The organism is Leisingera sp. NJS201 (genome assembly GCF_004535885.1).
In the GTDB taxonomy this organism is placed as follows: domain Bacteria; phylum Pseudomonadota; class Alphaproteobacteria; order Rhodobacterales; family Rhodobacteraceae; genus Leisingera.
Genome location: NZ_CP038240.1, coordinates 74,914 through 91,663 on the forward strand (window position 1 = coordinate 74,914; position 16,750 = coordinate 91,663).

Genomic DNA, 16,750 nt, shown 5'->3' on the forward strand with positions numbered 1-16,750 from the left:
CCGGTACCTATAAAATTGAAACCTGGCTGTCCTGGAACAAACCGCGCTCAACCAGTTCTTTTTTGGCCGCTTCCGCGGCTTTCGAAAACATCAAAATCCTAAGGTTCACTTCCGCCCGTGAAAAACAGACATAAGCCAGCTTTTGAGTAAGTTCTTGCTGCCGGTCGGTCGGATTGCCCGCGACACCAGGGGTCAGAACTTTCGAAAAGCTGTAGGTATTCCAGGCTGCCTCGATATCGTCGATCATGACCAGCACGTTTTCATACTCTTCGCCTTTCGAGCCGTGCTGCGTACTGAAAGGAGAATTCTCATCCAGAAATTCGATGTACTTTTCGAGTTCGTCAGCCTTCAGCTTGAAGAATTCATCAGCCAGCCAATCTCCTTTTTCCCTTTGGTGATCCTCATTGCCGGAGTCATAAGCTTGGCGGGGAGCGCGAGCCAACTGACCTGCAAGGCGGTCCGAAATTGGATAAAGCGCGTTCGCGCTACAGTATTCCAGAATTTCTTTGACCGTATTGCCTTCCCATTTTTCTGCCAAAGCAGCGGCGTGTTTTGAGGCTTCCTCGAGCATCTGTTTGAGGGTTTTGCTCTTGTTCGCTCCAGTGTCGTCAAAAGCAGGGCTTATTCTTCGGAGTGTTTCAATCAGCTTCTTAGGATAGTTGTTGCGGGATGCATCGACCAAAGAAAAAATGCCGTCCACAAAGGGCTTGAGAAGATAGTGCGTGCCGTCTTCATAGTCGGATTGGGATCTGGACGACGAATAGTCACCTGTAAAGAGCTTGTGCAGTGTAACGAATCCGAGCCTCCGGGCGATCATCTGGCGTGCCAGAAAAAGGTTCTTTACAGGAGTAATATCGGTCCATCCCCATTGTTCAACGGCTTCCTCGAACTTCGCCGTTACCTCATCGAGTTGTTCAGAGGTATAGGTTTTCCGTGGACCGGCAGGGTCGGGAGCCTGCGCGATCGTAATCAAGACGCTGCCCTTAACGTCGGAGTTCTTCCCACCCGGAACCTGCTTCAGATCGGTTCTGAAGTTGTTGAGAAGGTCGATCACCGAGGTTGAGCTTCGAAAATTCTCTTCCTTCGGAATCTTTTCGGAGCCTTTTGGACCGGCAAAACCTCCGGCACGCTTATCGTAAATCTGCTGCATCGGATCGCCGAAATATCCGACGATTGGTAAACCTTCGTCCGCGCACACAGCATTGAGCGCCTCGACGACCTGCGGGAAGGTGTCTTGAGCTTCATCGACAAAGATGTAGGGGTATTTGAACCCGAGGCCTTTGCGCAAGAGTGGTTTGTTCGTGATTAGATAGGCCGCGACGTCAATAACATCATCATGGTTCAGGACACATTTGGAATAGTCGCTGATAACGGTTTCTTCGTAGCATATCGGCGGTTTATGCGCGTTTAGCGCAGCAAGTTGGGCAGTCAGGCGCTCAAGGTCTTTCCTCGCTTTTTGAGCGGCCTGAGACGTCCCCCCGTTGTCTTTCTCGCGGGCCTTTTCCATATGTTGCGGGACGATCGCATCACGAAGGGTCTCCCGAATAGCATCCTGGAAGCGCGCGATTTCCGCCCAAAGGAACCCGTGCAGAGTGGAAACGTAAAAGAGGTCATCGAAACCTAGACGCGACGAAATCACTCCAACGGCACGGTTTGTGTATGTGATACACACCACGCGCTGACCGTTTTTCCGAAGCTCGTTTCCACGGGACCTCTGGATTCCTTTCAGAGCTTCAACGAGCGATGTGGTTTTGCCTGAACCAGCGCCTGCGATAACCGAAAATGAAACGTCCTTGGCGATGCACTCAGCAATTTTCTTATCGGCCTCAGTTGGCTTGAGTTCTGCCGTCATTCGCCGGCTCCCAGGTTTTGGGAGAGACGTGTCTCCAGCCATTTTAGGCCTTCGTCGATGTAGTGGGGAACATTCCAGTCCCGGTTCTCTCCCGCATTCGCTTCTTCGTCCCCGCCTGCCGGTATTTCGAAGGCAAGGACATCCATAGCAAATTCTGTTTTTTTGAAAGTATCGCTTTTAATGCGTCGCCAGACGGCCTCTTGCAATTCGGCTCGACCATCCGGCAAGTCAATGCCGATACTGAGTCCATCGGCATGGAAGTGGTCGAGGTTTTCGAAGACAAAGGCTTCTTCAAGGGTTCGCCCGTGGAAGGTTTGAGCATTGTCCTGACGGTTAACTTCTACTGGCTTTTGATAGGCGACAAAACGCATCCCTTCAGCTTGCAGACAATCGTCAAAGGTGTTGCCGGAGAGTTCGGCGACTCTCGTCTCTCCAAAGAAATACCCCAGAGTCGCATTCGACGAAACGGCTCCCGGATGGGTAGCGACGCAACTCGCCCGGTTTCTCGCGGGATCAACGGAGTCGATATCGGTGATGACCAAATAGGGAATTTCGAGGAATTCCAACAATCCGGCGAAGCGCATCCCATAAGCGCCACCTACCTCCAGAATGGTCAGATACTTTTTGTTCAGATTCTGCGCCGATATGTCAATCATGCGCGGCAAAAGCAGTTTTTCCGCAGACCCCTCAACGAGTATGGCAGCATCGGAGAAGAACAAGTCGCAATGCGTAAGTCTCAGATATTTTTTGAGAAAGGAAAGTGATTCCTCTGGTTCAATCATATCGCCGCCCAATTCAAGTGGCTCAGGTTGAAATTGGCGAAGGCTGTGCACGGTCGTTCCCTGATAGGTCACTCCATCCTGTTCACCGTTGATATGGCACCGACGGAAGTAGCGGATTTTTGAGAAATCCACGGTATCCAGGATGTGCGACGAGTGGGTCGTGATTGTGAGCTGGGGCTTGCTTTCGCCTTCTGGTGCGTCAGCGGTGAGCACGTCCCACATCTGGCGAATGAATGTTTGTTGGACCTGAGCGTGCAAATGCACTTCCGGTTCTTCGATAAAGATCATCTGGCACAGCGGACGGTTGTCTTCGGTCGCGAGCCATTGCCGATAAAAATGATCGACCTGAATGGCCATGAACACCAGGTTCTTGAAACCCAGTCCGTTATAGGCCTCGGGTAGCTCATGGCTGGTGCTGGCATCGACGTAGAAGAGTTCGGTGTTACCGCGTAACGCAACCTCCGAACTGAGTGTCGAAACGACCTTCATCGCGCGGTCGTTGTCGGAGGGAAGGCCAAGACCTCCGATCATTGTCATCAGGGGTCTGAAGCGTTCGTCGTAGTGCCTAGTCAGATTTTCATTATTCTGTTCAATGATCGCTACAGCTTCTTCGGCCAGTTCCGCCTGCTCCAGGTTTCTCCGGTAATACGTCGCAAAGGCGTCTGACAGTCTGTTGCTCCTCGCGGCATTCTCGTCGTCAATATTTCGCTGGGCATCAACGAAATCGACGCGCAGCAGAGAATGGACAATCTTCTTGCCTTCTTGCGCGGAGAGTGCCGTTGCCACGAATTCCTCTTCCAGCTTTTCCAGCGAGGACACCTTGATGCCAAAATACTTTTTCAAGTTGCCTTCCATTCCAAGGAAGAAGCTCAAAGGGCGCTTGCGGGTACCGTCTTCCTTTGTCGGGAAAGCTGCATCGTAATGCTTCCAGAGTTCTGCTGCGTCATCCGCAGCGAACGAGCAGCGCATCCCGATTTCCGAGAAATCAGCGGAAAGGCTCGTTGCCAGGGCAAAGACCCGACCGAACGCAATTGAGTCCGGATCGATGTGAAACCAGAGATCAAGTTCTATTTGAGGTAGGCTGGATTCGTTCCTTGGAGCGTATGCGTCGATAGAGGCAATTGCGAGAATGGAGAAGTCATGAATCTTGAATTCCCGGTTCCCGAGAAAGCTTCGAATGGCAGCCGTCGCAGAAGTCTTGCCGCTGTTGTTCGGGCCAACAAAAACAGTTTCCTTGCTTTCGAAATCAACGGACACATCATTCAGGCGCCGAAAATTTCGAATGGATATACTACCTAGACGCATCCAGTCCCCCTGTAAGCTGCGAAGATGATAGCAATCATTGGTTGTGTTCGGGAAGGTAAATTCGTCGCCGGTTGACACAAAACTGATGCTCGCAACGGCGCGAATGTCACCAAGCTGACAAAAGCAAGACAACTGCGTCACCCATCCAAACCCACCTTATGAGGCAGGGCTTGTCTACCGTGAAAGGGGCAGTCCAATGCGTCGCTCCCTAGGTGTAGAATTTCGGGAGGACCGAACCATGGCAACGAGGGATGTCCCCTTATTTGCATTCATTGCCATGAAGCCGCCAGTCCGTTCCCGGCCCATCACGTGGAGTGCTTCGAAAAGTAATCCGTGTATTCTGCAGCGTAGTCGCCTGCACATCAACCTTGGCTTATGCCTTGCGGCCTCCCCAGCTCGGCTTCGCGTGTCGCAGGGGAGAACGGCCCTTCGGTCCGTCGCGCATTCGGCCATGCGGCCTCACCGCGGCGTCGCACCCGGCGTCCCGGTTTGCCCGCCTCGCGAGCACGTCTCTCCCTGGCCGCTCCGCCGGATTGCGCTCTGGTCTGTTTTGCGGGGCAAAACGATCCCGCCGCTGCATCCGTCTCCCGCGTCCGGTCGGGCCGTTTGCCTGCTCGTGTCGGGCAAACCTACCGTCAAAACACACACACATGAGCGTGGAAGCATATCCTCCGGATGGCCCCCAAATCAGCCCGCGTCAAGGATCGCAAAACTTTTCGGCGAGGACGGGGCCTGTGGCTTGGGGCGGTCCCGTGCGTGAGGGCGCGCATGTGTCAGTTGCTGCACGCGGAAAACTTTTGCGCCCGGCAAGCCGGCGGCTGCGCCGTCCCTGACCCGGGCAGATTCGGAAACCAGACATTCGGCCATGCCCCCACACTCACGTGGTGGCCTTGCAACCGAACACTGGAGACCAGACATGGCTTACGACACTGCGAACACCTACGAGACCATCGAGCTTTTCGGACTGACCGAGAAGGACGCCCACCTGCCGATCCCGGAAGATCACATCCTGAGCGACCACATCATCCGCGAGAGCTTCGAGGCTTTGCTCGGTCAGCTGCGCGGGACCGGGCTTGAAGCAGAGATCGAACCGCTGGCCCATGGGCTCGCCACGATCCTGCAGCGCCGCAAGGTGGCGCTTGGCAAGGAGGTCGACCGCACCGCCGACAAGATCGGCGCGCTGGCAAAATCCCACGACGGATCGGAGATCGCCGAGACCGCGCTCGACGAGGCGCAGGCGCGCTTTCTGCAGCTGCGCGAGATTGTCAGCGCTATCGAGGTGATGAGCGAGGCGGCGGCGGAATGCTACGAGATCGAGACGGGCCACGCCTTCATCCCGGCAGCCGGGTCGCGCGCAAGCGTCCGGGCGCAGGAGACCGGGGCGGTCTTCGAGGCACGGCAGCTCCTGGAGCAGCACGACCGTGAAACCGCCGAGAAGTCGAAAGTCGCGGGGGTGCCCCTGATCGTCTCAGGCGCCACCGACTGGACCGATGTCGATGTGATCTTCAACACGCTCGACAAGGTTCGCGAACGGATCAAGCAGAACCGCAACCAGGAGATCTTCCTCTGCCACAAGGGCGGCAAGCACGGGGCAGAGATGATTGCGGCCCGGTGGGCCCGAGCACGCGGGATAGCACAGGCGCGCTTCGATCCGCGCTGGTCCGCGCATGGGCGGGCGGCACCGTTCAAGTGCAACGACGAAATGCTGGACGACAAGTTCGCGGCGACGGGGGTTGTACTCTTCGGCGGCAACGGAGTCGCGCTGAACCTCGGGCAGAAGGCGGAAGCGAAAGGTCTGACGGTCATGCGGGTTGCGGACCCGGCGAAGAAGGCGTCGCAGAATTGAAGAGAGGGGGTCGCGCTTGGCGCGGCCCTTTCGTCATGTCTCATGGTGCGTGCGGTCGGTCACGCGTGATCGGCAGCTCGTGGCGTCCAGTACCGTTATCCCTCTACCCGGTCCGTCAGAGTGCGGCCCATCCGCATCGGTACGGGCTGGGGATGGTGCGCACCTCACGCACATCGTTCGCAGCACAAGACGCAAGGGGTCGAGCCGTCGCACTTTAGGCTGAAGCCCTGCACGTCCCTCGGGGCGTGTTTCGGAACATCGAACCCACGCGGGCGGGCTCCGTGAGCACCCCGGCCAGGAGCGGCGGGACGAGGACGCAGATGACGGCGTCGGCGTGATGTAAGGGGTCATCCGGATCACTCCTTTTTGCTCATCGATGTGGATCGCACGGGGTCGGCCCGTCCGTGCCCTCAGCTCACGCTTCGGCAAGCACAAATACGGCTTCCACGGCAAAGCCGCGGACCCTCCGCATTTGCGCTTGCGACCGAGCCTCTTGCCCCCGTGCCGGGTGATCCCCATCGCAACAAGGAGTAACCCAAATGACCAACCACTACGTCGCAACCGTCCCCGTCAAGTTCACCGATACCGATGGCCAGGAGCGCACCCGCTTTCAGCGCGTGGGCGCTATGTTCCGCAACACCCGCAACGGGGACGGCTCGGAGTTCTTCAGCCTCAAGCTCGACTTCCCGGTCGCGGTCTCGGAGCTGGTGATGTTCCCGCCGAGCGCGAAAGATCCCCAGGACTGAATCCTCTGACGAGGATGGGCCGCCCCAGGACGATCTTGGGGCGGCCCGATCCCTGTTCCAGGGATGCCGGTTCCGGCGCGGGTGATCGCCGGCAGCGACCTCGCCTTGGTGCCGGTCCCTGCGCGTTCAACGGACGCACTCCCCCCGGAATGATCAGGCCGCGACAGACCGGCCAGTCAGCCTCAAGGGGGCCATCCGCAAAAACCTATCGGCCAGGGCCTCCCGGTTTTTGCGGCAGAGATTTGGCAAGCCAAATCTGGCCCTCCTTGACCCTGCCTGTCCGCCCTGTCGGTGGGGTTTGCGCCCGCCCGCGGTTCCGTCCGAACACTTGGCGTTCGGCCAGACCCTCGGGCGGGGCTGGCGGACGGGACCCCTAGGACAGGTGGGTCGCCCGGTGGTGAGGGCGGCAGAGCCGCGTCCCTGCGGGCCGCGGCGTGAAGCGGACACCAAGGCTGCCTGAGCCTGAATGCGACGTAAGTATATAATTGACAGCTTGGTATATTATCGTAAGGTAGGGGCAGCCTTGGTGGAAGGTGGCAGGAAATAGGGGGTCTTTCTTCGCATGTCGCGCTCAAAACGTCTCACAGATGCGGACCGCATGGAGATCGTTCGCGAAGCTGCGGAAGGCGTTTCCACTTCAGTGCTGGCAGAACGGTTTGGCGTGTCGGTGCGGGCGATCCAGTACACGCTCAAAGCCGATGCCGAGCGCCAGACGGATGCCGCAATTCCGGTCTCAGCGGTCAGTGTGAAGGTCACGGCTGCGGAGCTTGCGGCGCTCGACGAGGTGCTGGCCGAGGCCGGAATCGAAAGCCGGGCCGAAGGGCTGCGGCGGCTCATTCAGGCGGCAGGCGGGGTGTTCGTTCCGGACGCGCAGATGGCAGCCGAGATGGCGCGTTACCGCGCTTCACTGCACGAGGTCGGCAATGGGGTCGCGCAGATTGCCAAGCAGATGACGCAGGCCAACCGGCGGGGCAGGGGGCCGTGGGGGCACGAGTGCCGAGTTCACCGAATTGCGCCTCGCGCAGATGCGCGGGCTGGCGCGGTTCATTCTGGATTCCGCGGACGAGATCGATCTGCTTCTGCGCCGCCGTCGAGACGCGATGCAGCTGCAGGCCACGGCCGCGCTGAGGGAGTTTGCCCATGCGGCTGAATGATGCTGTCGACGCCGTCACGGGCGAGGTCTTCCGAGACGGCTGGAGCCGGATCCGGGGCTCGATGCAGGGGCTGCATGTCGCCAAGCAGACCCAGCTTGTGCGCGCGGCAGCAGGGCACCGGCCGGCGGTCTTCAAGGCGATCCGGGGCGGGGGCACGCATACCAAATCGCAGCTCGCAAACCAGCTCGATTACCTCACCACCAAGTCCACCCATATCGTCGACAGTAGCGGGTTTCTGGATGGCAAGGCGAAGCTCGAGGCGGGTGACATCAAGGACCTCACAGAGCGCTTTGCCAAGCGGTGGGATGCGGGCTTCAAGCCGAAGCTCGGGCAGACAACACATATGCTCATGTCCTTCCCGATCGGCACGCGTGGAGAGGATGTGCGCGACATCGCGACCGATGTGGCCGAGCGGTTCTTCCAGACCGACGCGGGGCATTTCGATTACATCATCGCGGTGCATGAGGACCGAGATCACCCCCATGCGCATCTGGTGCTGAACCGCCGCTCGCAGGAAGGTGAGTTCTTCTTTCTGGGGCGCAACCATCGCTTCAACTATGACGACTTCCGCCTCGCCATGGTCGAGGAGGCCGAGAAGTACGGTGTGCGGCTGGAAGCCACGCGGCGGGTGGATCGCGGGGTTGTGCATTACCCAGCCCGGACCAGCGAGGTTTATGCGGCGAAAGAAGAGGGTCGCGCGCCCCGCGAGCGCGAGCGTGTGGGGACAGACCTGACCCGGACGCTGGCGGAGATCGCCAACACCAGAACCGTCTACCATTCGCTGGCCACAGAGGCCTCCCGGGAGGCCCGCGAAGACATCGCCGCGGCGCTCTTCCGCGCGGGCGAGGTGTTGGCCCATGGCGGGCAGGTGGACCGAACAGGAGATGTGTATATGGCCGAGGATCAAAGCTTCGAGGATCTCAGAAGCCTCTATGCGGAAAAGCTCGCGCGGGTGCAGGGCATGATCGCCGAGAAGTCTGACGCGGAACGTCCCGTGCTGGAAAAACGCCTCATCGAGATCCAGGCGCAGGTCCAGCACATGCAGCCCTTGGGGCTGCGCTCGGGCTCGCTATCAGAGGCCCCCTCGGAGGGGGGGATCTATTCTGAAGCCAATATCGACGCCAGCCAGCGCGAGCGACTGGCCGAGCCCGACTTGAGATCGCGCATTGACGTAGCACTACGGGGCACGGGGATCAGCACATCGGAAGTGGTGGCCCGGATCGAGACGGGCGCCTCAAATGCAGCGCTTGAGCATCAATGGATCGCCAATGATCTCTCCAAGGTGGCCGAGGCGCGCGATCTGAACCTCGAACGCCGCGCCGATCTGGAACAGGCCCGCGACATTCTCAACGATGTGCACGTCGAACTTGGCACGATGCTGGAACAGGAGAAGGTGCTGCGCCGGGATGGTGTCATGGAAGCGGAACCGATCAGCGAGCGGTTCCATTATCACCGGGACGCGGTCCGGGCGATGGAAGGGACAATCCGTCAGGAGATGCGCGCAGAGGGCCTGACAGCGCAGCAGGTGGAGGACCGGGACTGGGAAGTGGTCTCGCGGGCGGAGCGTCGGATCGAGACGGAGCAGCGCGCGTATCTCGAGGCACACCCGGACTTGCTCGCACGTCCCGGCGATGTGATCGACCGGTCTGAGCCTTACAGGGAGACCATCACCGATGCGGCCCGCGCCAGCGAGATCACCCGCGAGGTCGACCGCATCATGGAGGGACGCGACCTCCGCGTGCCGGTTGCAGATGCTGTCACGGATGACTTGCGCGCGCGCTATCCGGACATGCCGTCCCACCTCGCCCGCGGGCTTGGCGCGACCTATGCGGCCGTCGTCGAGAGCCGGGACACGGAGGTCATCAATCAGGTCCGCCGCGAAAACGAGTTGCGCGACAGGCTCGGGTCTGGCACGCGCGACGACATCCTCGCAACCCGCGATGAAACTGCGCCGCGGTCTGACAATGCCGACCGCCTCGCAGACGAGATTGCGCGTGTTCTGGACCATGAGCGGGCGGGGGAGTTGTCCGCGCCCTTCGAGAGCGAGGCGGAGCGGGACGCCTTCCGCGACGAGATCGCGCGGGTGCTTGATAACCGTCAACTTGAGCGGCTCACATCTGGCGATGCCGATGCGCTGGAAAAGGTTCTCGAGGACCGTCTCGACCGGCTCTATGTCGCCAAGGTCTACCTGCAATCGGATGCAGCGACGGCCAACACGGAGGCCTTGCGCCAGGTGGTCGATGATCTTGCCGACACCGAATATGAAAAGCACCGCCCGACAGACGTGGATGGCGAGACCGAGCGGGGCCAAGTCCATTGAGCGCCTCCATGGGAAAAGCGCGGATCGCCACAGGCGTCCTGCTGGTGACGCTGGTGACCGGGGCCATGGGCTATACCATCGCCTCGGCGGTGCTGACCTACCAGGATCTCGGCTTCGGGGCCGAGATCGACTTTGCATATATCGCGCAGAACTATCTGGCGATCCTGGACCGCCGCCCGGAGGATGCGCAACTTATTCACCTGATCATCGGCAGCTTCGCTGCCGCCGGCCTGATGCTGAGCCTCGCCCTCTCGGGGTCCGCCCTGACACGCTTTGGCCAGACCCATTGGCAGACCGCGCGCGAGATGAAGGCCAATGGGTTCTTCGGGGCGCCCGGCACCGGGTTCATCCTCGGCAAGCTGGGGCCGCCGGGCTCCCGCGCCAATTACATCTGCTCGAAGGTTTTCCCGCATGCGCTGATCGTGGCCCCCACCGGTCGCGGCAAGACTACGGGCTTCGTCATTCCGAACCTGCTGACCTGGCAAGGCTCCGCCGTGACGCTCGATGTGAAGGGCGAGTGTTTCGAGGCAACGGCCCGGCACCGCGCAGGCCAAGGCGACAAGGTCTATCGCTTTGCCCCCACCGATTGGGAGGGCAAGCGCACCCATCGCTACAACCCGCTCCTGCGCATCCATCAACTGAAAGATCCCGCGCGCCAGCAGATGGAACTGCAGCTCCTGGCGACGCTGTTCCTGCAGAGCGACAATGACCGGGTGCAGGGCCTCCTCAAGGGCGGGATCGATCTCTTCGTGGCGGCAGGGCTCTTGGCCTTCCAGCGCAAGCGCCCCACCTTGGGCGAAATCTATCGGATCGCCGCCTCGGGCGGGAACAAGCAGAAGGAATACTTCGCGCGCGGCCACGAGGTCGACAACAGGGCCGCCAAGCTGATCTTCACCCGGCTGGCCTCGACCAATAATGACACGCTGACCTCTTACGTCTCGCTCCTGATGACCTCGGGGCTCGATCAATGGCAGAACCCGGCCATCGATGAGGCGACGGCAGTCTCGGACTTTGATTTCCGCACGATCCGCAAGAAGCCTTTTTCGGTCTATCTCGTGGTCCAGCCGCTGATGGTGAAACCCCTCGCGCCGCTGATCCGGCTCTTCTTCTCCGATCTCCTCTCGGCGATGCAGGAAAAGGACCCCGGGCCGGATGAGCAGTGGCCAGTGATGATCATGCTCGACGAGTTCAATCGCTTGGGCAAGATGCCCATCGTGGTCGAGAGCATCGAGACCCTGCGCACCTATCGCGGGCATTTGGCTGTGGTCACGCAAACCATCCCCGCCCTCGATGAAATCTACGGCGAGAACACCCGCCGCGCCCTGCAGGGCAACGCGGGCGTGAAGCTCTACCTGACGCCTTCTGATGAGAAGACCGTCGAAGAGCTGAGCAAGGCGGTTGGCAAGACCACGAAGACCGTCATCACGCGCTCCCAGTCCATCGGCAAGAACCCCTTTGAAGGACGCAGCCAGTCCACCCGGACCGAAGAAAGCTCTCTCCTGCCCGAGGATGAGGCGCGCCGCCTGCCGCTCGACGAGATCGTCATGGTGATCGATGCCCAGATGCCGGTCCGCGCGAAGCGGATCCAATATTTTGACGATCGGCTGTTCAAGGCGATCCACGCGGCGCAGACGGGGGAGTTGCCGTTTCCGAAGCCGGGGGGAGGGGGGCCGCAGGGCACGCTGCCGCTGAGTGTGCGCGCCATGCCGATGACGCCGCCTTCGGACGGAGCAGGCGGACCCGACGCCGACGTTGAGGCCGCACGCCACGCTGCTGATGGCCAATCGTCAGGGCAAACCGATGTCACCCCAAAGAAGACTGCGCCTGTCGTTCAAGCCGTAATCGCCGAGGAACAGCGACAGATGGAAATGGATTTTGGGGGCCAGGTTGCGGATGCCGAGACAGTGGGCGTGGATGATGAGGCGCAGATGCGCTCTGCTGTCGATGGATTGGATGAAATGGAAGAGATGCTGCGAGAGGAGGAGGGTGGCAAAAAGCCAATTCACCGGTAGGGCGGTGGGCATGGTCTGACGGTCATAGAGGGCGGACAACGGCCATTCGCTGCAATTCGCGTGTATGACAGCTATTCCACCGAGCTTTCTGATTACTCTGACTTGGTCTGTCCCGCACTAAGGACGTCGAGCAGGGGGCAATCTGGTGTGTCCGAGCCGGTGCAGCGTGCGATTGTCTGAGCGAGCACGGTCTCGATCACTTGGAGATCGCGGATCTTGTCGCGCACTACCTCGAGATGGTGGCGCCCCATCCGCTCGACCTCGGCACAAGTGTGGCTGCCGCGATCGACGAGAGATAGCAGCCCGCGGATCTCTTCCATAGTAAAGCCAAGGTCCCGCGCGCGCATCACGAAGTTCAGCCGCTCCACATGTGCCGTGCTGTAGCGGCGATGGCCCGATGCGGTGCGTGGCGGATCAGGCACCAGGCCGACATTTTCGTAATAACGGATCGTCTCGAGGTTGCAGCCGGTCAGCCTGGCCAGATCGGAGCGTTTGAGCTCGCTCGCGGGGGCGTGATCAGCCGACATGAAATTTCTCCTTGATCCTGTAGCTGCTACAGACCCTATCTTGTCAGTCATCGAACGACAACAGGGTGACACGATGACGATCGAGACGAACGATACCGAACGTTGGGAGGGCGACAGCCCCGACAGGACCGGATGGACCGCCACTGGCGCCGGGGTGCTCGGGGCGCTGGCGATGACCTCCTGCTGCATCCTGCCGCTGGTCCTGGTTAGCCTTGGCGTCACCGGGGTCTTCATCGGCCAACTTACAGCGCTCTACTCCTACAAGTGGATAACCCTCTCCTTCGCCTTGGCGGCGCTCGGCTATGGATTCTGGAAGGCTTACCGACCTGTGTCTGCCGAGGACTGTGGCACCGGGGTCTGCGCGCGCCCGGTGGATCGCGGCCTGATGCGCGGACTGCTTTGGGGTGCGCTGGCCGTGGTGCTGCTGGCCTTGGTCTTTCCCTATGTCGCGCCGCGCATCCTAACCTTCTGATATCGGAGCCCATCATGAGACAAGTGTTACTCGCTGCCATCCTCTGGATCTCGCCGACCGCGATCTTTGCAGCCGAAGCCGAGACCCGCCTGCACGTCACTGGTCTGACCTGCCCCTCGTGCAGCTATATCGTCGCCACTGCGCTCAAGCGCGTGGAGACTGTGGAGATCGCGGAATTCCTCGAGGGCGAGGCCGAGGATGGCGTTTACGTCCTGCACTATGACGATCTCGCCACCGACCCGGACCAGCTGATCGCCGCCGTCACCGGAGTGGGCTATGGAGCAACAGTGGCCCAGGAAGACGTCTCGTGAGCGAGCGCGAGACAAACCCCAAGGACGACCGCATGCTGAAATACGGGCTGATCGGCACCGTCCTGGTGGCGCTGTGCTGCTTCACCCCGGTCCTTGTGGTCCTGCTGGGCGCGGTCGGGCTCTCGGCCATGCTGGGCTGGCTCGACTTCGTGCTCCTGCCGGCGCTGGCAGTGTTCATCGGCATCACCATTTTTGCGCTCTGGCGGCGCCAACGCACGAATTGAAGAGAGAATGATATGAAAGATTGCTGCACTCCCAAGGGCGGTTACGATCTCGCTGTGATCGGCGCTGGTTCGGCCGGATTTTCGGCCGCCATTACCGCCGCCGAAGCCGGGGCTCGAGTCGCGCTGATCGGCGATGGGACGATTGGCGGGACCTGCGTGAACGTGGGCTGCGTGCCCTCCAAGGCCCTGATCCGCGCCGTGGAGGGCCTTCACCACGCCCGCGCCGCCAATCGGTTTGACGGCATCAGTGCCGAAGCCAGCGTGACTGATTGGACTGCGACGGTTGCGCAAAAGCAGGCGCTCGTTGAGGAGTTGCGCGCGGCAAAATACGCCGACGTGCTGCCTCGGCACGAGAACGTGGACTACATCGAAGGTCGCGCCCGGTTCGACGGCAAAGGCAGTCTTACCGTAGACGACGCGGCGTTCCCGGCAGCGAAGATCGTTATCGCCACCGGATCGCGTCCCCACGCGCCCGCGATCCCCGGCATTCAGGATATCGGCGCCCTCGACAGCACGTCGGCGCTGGAACTCACCGTTCTACCCGCCTCAATGCTGGTCCTCGGTGCGGGCTATATCGGCGTGGAGTTTGCGCAGCTCTTCGCCCGTGCCGGTGTCGCGGTGACGCTGGTCAGCCGCCGCGGTGTGCTGCCCGAGGCCGAACCCGAGATTTCCGAAGCACTGGAGGGCTACCTCGCTTCCGAGGGTATTCGCTTGGCGCGGGTCGCCGGCTACGAGAGCGTGGTGCGCGACGGCGACGGCCTACGTTTGACCGGTAACGGGGTGAGAACTTCATCGCCGAGCGACTGGTGCTTGCCACCGGGCGGGTGCCGAACAGTGATGGCTTGAACCTCGGCGCGGCCGGGATCGTGACCGGCGCGCGCGGCGGCATCGTGGTGGACGCGCAGATGCGCACCACCAACTCGAACGTCTGGGCCGCTGGCGATGTCACAGGGCGCAACCAGTTCGTCTATATGGCGGCCTACGGCGCCAAGCTCGCCGCCCGGAACGCGGTGGCGGGAGAGGCACGCAGCTACGACAACAGCACGATGCCCTGGGTCGTGTTCTCCGATCCGCAGGTGGCGGGCGTGGGACTGAGCGAGGCACAGGCCCGCGCCGCTGGACACGAGGTCCTCACCTCGGTCCTGCCGCTCGACGCAGTCCCCCGCGCGCTTGCCGCCCGCGACACGCGCGGTCTGATCAAGCTGGTGGCCGAGGCAGGCAGCAAACGCCTGCTGGGGGCGCAGATCCTCGCCCCCGAGGGCGCAGACAGCATCCAGACCGCAGCGATGGCGCTGAAAGCCGGGCTCACCTACGAGGAGTTGGGCGATACCATCATGCCCTATCTCACGACAGTGGAAGGGCTGAAGCTTGCGGCCCAGACCTTCGAGAAGGACGTGGCCGCTCTCAGTTGCTGCGCTGGGTGAAGGCATGAGCGGAAAATCGAAGCGCGACCTCCTCGGTTCGACTCTCGGCGCCGCTCTTGCCTGGTGGTTGCCGATAGGTGCCATGGTGCTGGCGATTCCACTGCCCGATGGACCCAAGATGGGGATCTGGTTGCTGGCATTGGTGTGGATGGGAAGTGCCTGCCTGTTCAATGCCCGGCGCTGTGGCCGGGTCCATTGCCGCTACACCGGGCCCTTCCTGCTGGCGATGACGCTTCCTGTGCTGGGCCATGGCACGGGGCTGGTGCCGCTCGGAGAGGACGGCTGGCGTTGGCTCGGCATTGCGACGGGTGGAGGCACTATGGCGATCTGGGGGCTGAGTGAACGATTGATGGGTCGCTATCGTTGAACGCGTAAGCGGCCCCAGACTGACAAGCATGAACGAGGAGCACATATGACCGAGACACTCGACCTGATCGTCATCGGCGCCGGCATGGCCGGGATCAACGCCGCGAAAAAATGCAGCCAGGCGGGTTGGTCCGTCGCCATCGTCGACGAGCTGCCTTATGGCGGCACCTGCGCACTCCGGGGCTGCGACCCGAAGAAGATGCTGCGCGCCGGCGCCGAGGCGGTGGAGGCCGTGCGGCTGCTCGAAGGCAAGGGCGTCGCAGGAGAGACCAGGATCGATTGGCCCACGCTGATGAAGCACAAGGAGAGCTTCACCGACCCGGTGCCCGAGAGCATGGAAAGTGCGCTGACAGAGGCCGGGGTGAAAACGCTACATGGCCGCGCGCGCTTCACCGCCGAGGACCGGATCGAGATCGACGGCTACGGCGAGATCGCCTTTCGCCGCGCACTGATTGCTACGGGCGCAAAGCCGAGGCCGCTGAAATTTCCCGGTGCCGAGCGACTGATCGACAGCACCGATTTCCTGAACCTCGCCGAACTGCCGCGCCGGATCGCCTTTGTCGGTGGCGGCTACATCTCCTTCGAATTCGCCCATATCGCCGCGCTGGCGGGAGCTGAGGTGACAATCCTCGACCGCGGCGCACGCCAGTTGAAGATGTTTGACCCCGAACTCGTAAAGATGTTGCTCGCACGGAGCCGCGAAGCCGGGATTAAGATCGCGGCCGAGGCCGAAATGGAACGGATCGAGGACGCGAATGGGGCGCGCCGGGTGCTCTACCGCAGGGCCGGTCAGAGCCATTCCATCGAAGCCGATCTCGTCGTTCACGGTGCAGGTAGGGTGCCTGCCATCGACCATCTTGACCTTGCGGCTGCCGATATCGAAACCGAGCACGGTGGCGTGAAGGTCATGCCTTGGCTGCAATCTCCGTCGAACCCACGCATCTATGCGGCCGGAGACGCTGCCGCCTCGCCAGGAAAGCCGCTGACCCCGGTAGCTGTGTTCGAAGGTAAGATCGCCGCCTCCAACATGCTGAAGGGCAAGCGGACTGAACCCGACTACACTGGAGTGCCGAGCGTGGTGTTCACCATACCCGAGCTGGCGCGGGTCGGGTTGCTCGAGGAAGAGGCGCGAGAGGTGGGTGATGTGGAGGTGAGCTTCACCGACACCTCGGGCTGGTTCTCGCAGAAGCGCATCGGTGAAACACATGCCGGTGCGAAGATTATCACCGGCAAGGATGGCAAGATCCTCGGAGCCCACATGTTCGGCCCGGAGTATGCCGAGCTGATCAACGTCTTCTCGCTGGCGATCAAGCTGGGGCTGACGGCGGCGCAGGTGAAAGCGATGCCTGCCGCTTACCCGACAGGGGCTTCTGACTTGGGGTCAATGTTCTGATGGTGCAACGGCTTTC

The 16,750-nt window shown here is 61.1% G+C and carries 12 protein-coding genes and 2 pseudogenes; 11 read left to right on the forward strand and 3 right to left on the reverse strand.

Translation table 11 applies throughout. From position 1 onward, the window contains the following. Positions 1 to 7: 7 nt before the first annotated feature. Both ETW23_RS24650 and ETW23_RS24655 read right to left on the reverse strand, forming a co-directional pair. The gene (locus tag ETW23_RS24650; RefSeq protein ID WP_024099314.1) at positions 8 to 1,852 is read right to left on the reverse strand and encodes a UvrD-helicase domain-containing protein; all 1,845 of its coding nucleotides are present in this window, start codon (positions 1,850 to 1,852) and stop codon (positions 8 to 10) included. Then, on the reverse strand, positions 1,849 to 4,080 hold the full coding sequence (locus tag ETW23_RS24655; RefSeq protein ID WP_024099315.1) for an ATP-dependent endonuclease: 2,232 nt from the start codon (positions 4,078 to 4,080) through the stop codon (positions 1,849 to 1,851). The genes ETW23_RS24650 and ETW23_RS24655 overlap by 4 nt, the downstream gene beginning before the upstream one ends. 775 nt (positions 4,081 to 4,855) lie before the next feature. Here ETW23_RS24655 and ETW23_RS24660 point away from each other — a divergent pair. From ETW23_RS24660 to ETW23_RS24680, 5 genes and pseudogenes are all read left to right on the forward strand, one after another. Further along, entirely contained in the window at positions 4,856 to 5,785 is a 930-nt protein-coding gene (locus ETW23_RS24660; RefSeq protein ID WP_096708176.1) for a DUF2493 domain-containing protein, read from the forward strand. Positions 5,786 to 6,324: 539 nt separating this feature from the next. After that, complete coding sequence (locus tag ETW23_RS24665; protein WP_007120662.1) at positions 6,325 to 6,531, forward strand: hypothetical protein; 207 nt, start codon at positions 6,325 to 6,327, stop codon at positions 6,529 to 6,531. A gap of 562 nt (positions 6,532 to 7,093) precedes the next feature. Then, positions 7,094 to 7,685, forward strand: a pseudogene (locus ETW23_RS24670) (helix-turn-helix domain-containing protein). After that, positions 7,672 to 10,005, forward strand: coding sequence for a relaxase/mobilization nuclease domain-containing protein (locus ETW23_RS24675; protein ID WP_096873516.1), 2,334 nt, complete (start codon positions 7,672 to 7,674; stop codon positions 10,003 to 10,005). The pseudogene ETW23_RS24670 and the gene ETW23_RS24675 overlap by 14 nt, the downstream one beginning before the upstream one ends. A gap of 8 nt (positions 10,006 to 10,013) precedes the next feature. Further along, on the forward strand, positions 10,014 to 12,017 hold the full coding sequence (locus ETW23_RS24680; RefSeq protein WP_096873517.1) for a type IV secretory system conjugative DNA transfer family protein: 2,004 nt from the start codon (positions 10,014 to 10,016) through the stop codon (positions 12,015 to 12,017). 92 nt (positions 12,018 to 12,109) lie between these two features. Here ETW23_RS24680 and ETW23_RS24685 read toward each other — a convergent pair whose 3' ends face one another. After that, positions 12,110 to 12,544, reverse strand: coding sequence for a helix-turn-helix domain-containing protein (locus ETW23_RS24685; protein WP_024099322.1), 435 nt, complete (start codon positions 12,542 to 12,544; stop codon positions 12,110 to 12,112). Positions 12,545 to 12,617: 73 nt separating this feature from the next. On the opposite strand from ETW23_RS24685, the gene ETW23_RS24690 reads away from it, so the two are divergent. The 6 genes and pseudogenes from ETW23_RS24690 to ETW23_RS24715 all read left to right on the forward strand — a co-directional run bounded on the left by ETW23_RS24690 (position 12,618) and on the right by ETW23_RS24715 (position 16,734). After that, entirely contained in the window at positions 12,618 to 13,016 is a 399-nt protein-coding gene (locus ETW23_RS24690; protein ID WP_024099323.1) for a mercuric transporter MerT family protein, read from the forward strand. A gap of 14 nt (positions 13,017 to 13,030) precedes the next feature. Beyond that, on the forward strand, positions 13,031 to 13,327 hold the full coding sequence (locus ETW23_RS24695; protein WP_024099324.1) for a heavy-metal-associated domain-containing protein: 297 nt from the start codon (positions 13,031 to 13,033) through the stop codon (positions 13,325 to 13,327). Continuing rightward, the gene (merF, locus tag ETW23_RS24700; RefSeq protein ID WP_024099325.1) at positions 13,324 to 13,551 is read left to right on the forward strand and encodes a mercury resistance system transport protein MerF; all 228 of its coding nucleotides are present in this window, start codon (positions 13,324 to 13,326) and stop codon (positions 13,549 to 13,551) included. Before ETW23_RS24695 ends, merF begins: the two co-directional genes overlap by 4 nt. A 12-nt stretch (positions 13,552 to 13,563) precedes the next feature. Beyond that, a pseudogene (gene merA / locus ETW23_RS24705) lies at positions 13,564 to 14,975 on the forward strand (mercury(II) reductase). Positions 14,976 to 14,979: 4 nt separating this feature from the next. Beyond that, positions 14,980 to 15,342, forward strand: coding sequence for a hypothetical protein (locus tag ETW23_RS24710; RefSeq protein ID WP_027238612.1), 363 nt, complete (start codon positions 14,980 to 14,982; stop codon positions 15,340 to 15,342). 45 nt (positions 15,343 to 15,387) lie between these two features. Continuing rightward, positions 15,388 to 16,734 carry an NAD(P)/FAD-dependent oxidoreductase gene (locus tag ETW23_RS24715; RefSeq protein WP_134831759.1) on the forward strand — a complete coding sequence of 449 codons (1,347 nt, stop codon included), beginning with the start codon at positions 15,388 to 15,390 and terminating at the stop codon, positions 16,732 to 16,734. The last annotated feature ends 16 nt before the right edge of the window (positions 16,735 to 16,750 follow it).

Coding starts and splice junctions, on each gene's coding strand:
- ETW23_RS24650 (WP_024099314.1), bottom strand. CDS start 1,852: ATGACGGCAGAACTCAAGCCAACTGAGGCCGATAAGAAAATTGCTGAG.
- ETW23_RS24660 (WP_096708176.1), top strand. CDS start 4,856: ATGGCTTACGACACTGCGAACACCTACGAGACCATCGAGCTTTTCGGA.
- ETW23_RS24665 (WP_007120662.1), top strand. CDS start 6,325: ATGACCAACCACTACGTCGCAACCGTCCCCGTCAAGTTCACCGATACC.
- ETW23_RS24675 (WP_096873516.1), top strand. CDS start 7,672: ATGCGGCTGAATGATGCTGTCGACGCCGTCACGGGCGAGGTCTTCCGA.
- ETW23_RS24680 (WP_096873517.1), top strand. CDS start 10,014: ATGGGAAAAGCGCGGATCGCCACAGGCGTCCTGCTGGTGACGCTGGTG.
- ETW23_RS24685 (WP_024099322.1), bottom strand. CDS start 12,544: ATGTCGGCTGATCACGCCCCCGCGAGCGAGCTCAAACGCTCCGATCTG.
- ETW23_RS24690 (WP_024099323.1), top strand. CDS start 12,618: ATGACGATCGAGACGAACGATACCGAACGTTGGGAGGGCGACAGCCCC.
- ETW23_RS24695 (WP_024099324.1), top strand. CDS start 13,031: ATGAGACAAGTGTTACTCGCTGCCATCCTCTGGATCTCGCCGACCGCG.
- ETW23_RS24710 (WP_027238612.1), top strand. CDS start 14,980: ATGAGCGGAAAATCGAAGCGCGACCTCCTCGGTTCGACTCTCGGCGCC.
- ETW23_RS24715 (WP_134831759.1), top strand. CDS start 15,388: ATGACCGAGACACTCGACCTGATCGTCATCGGCGCCGGCATGGCCGGG.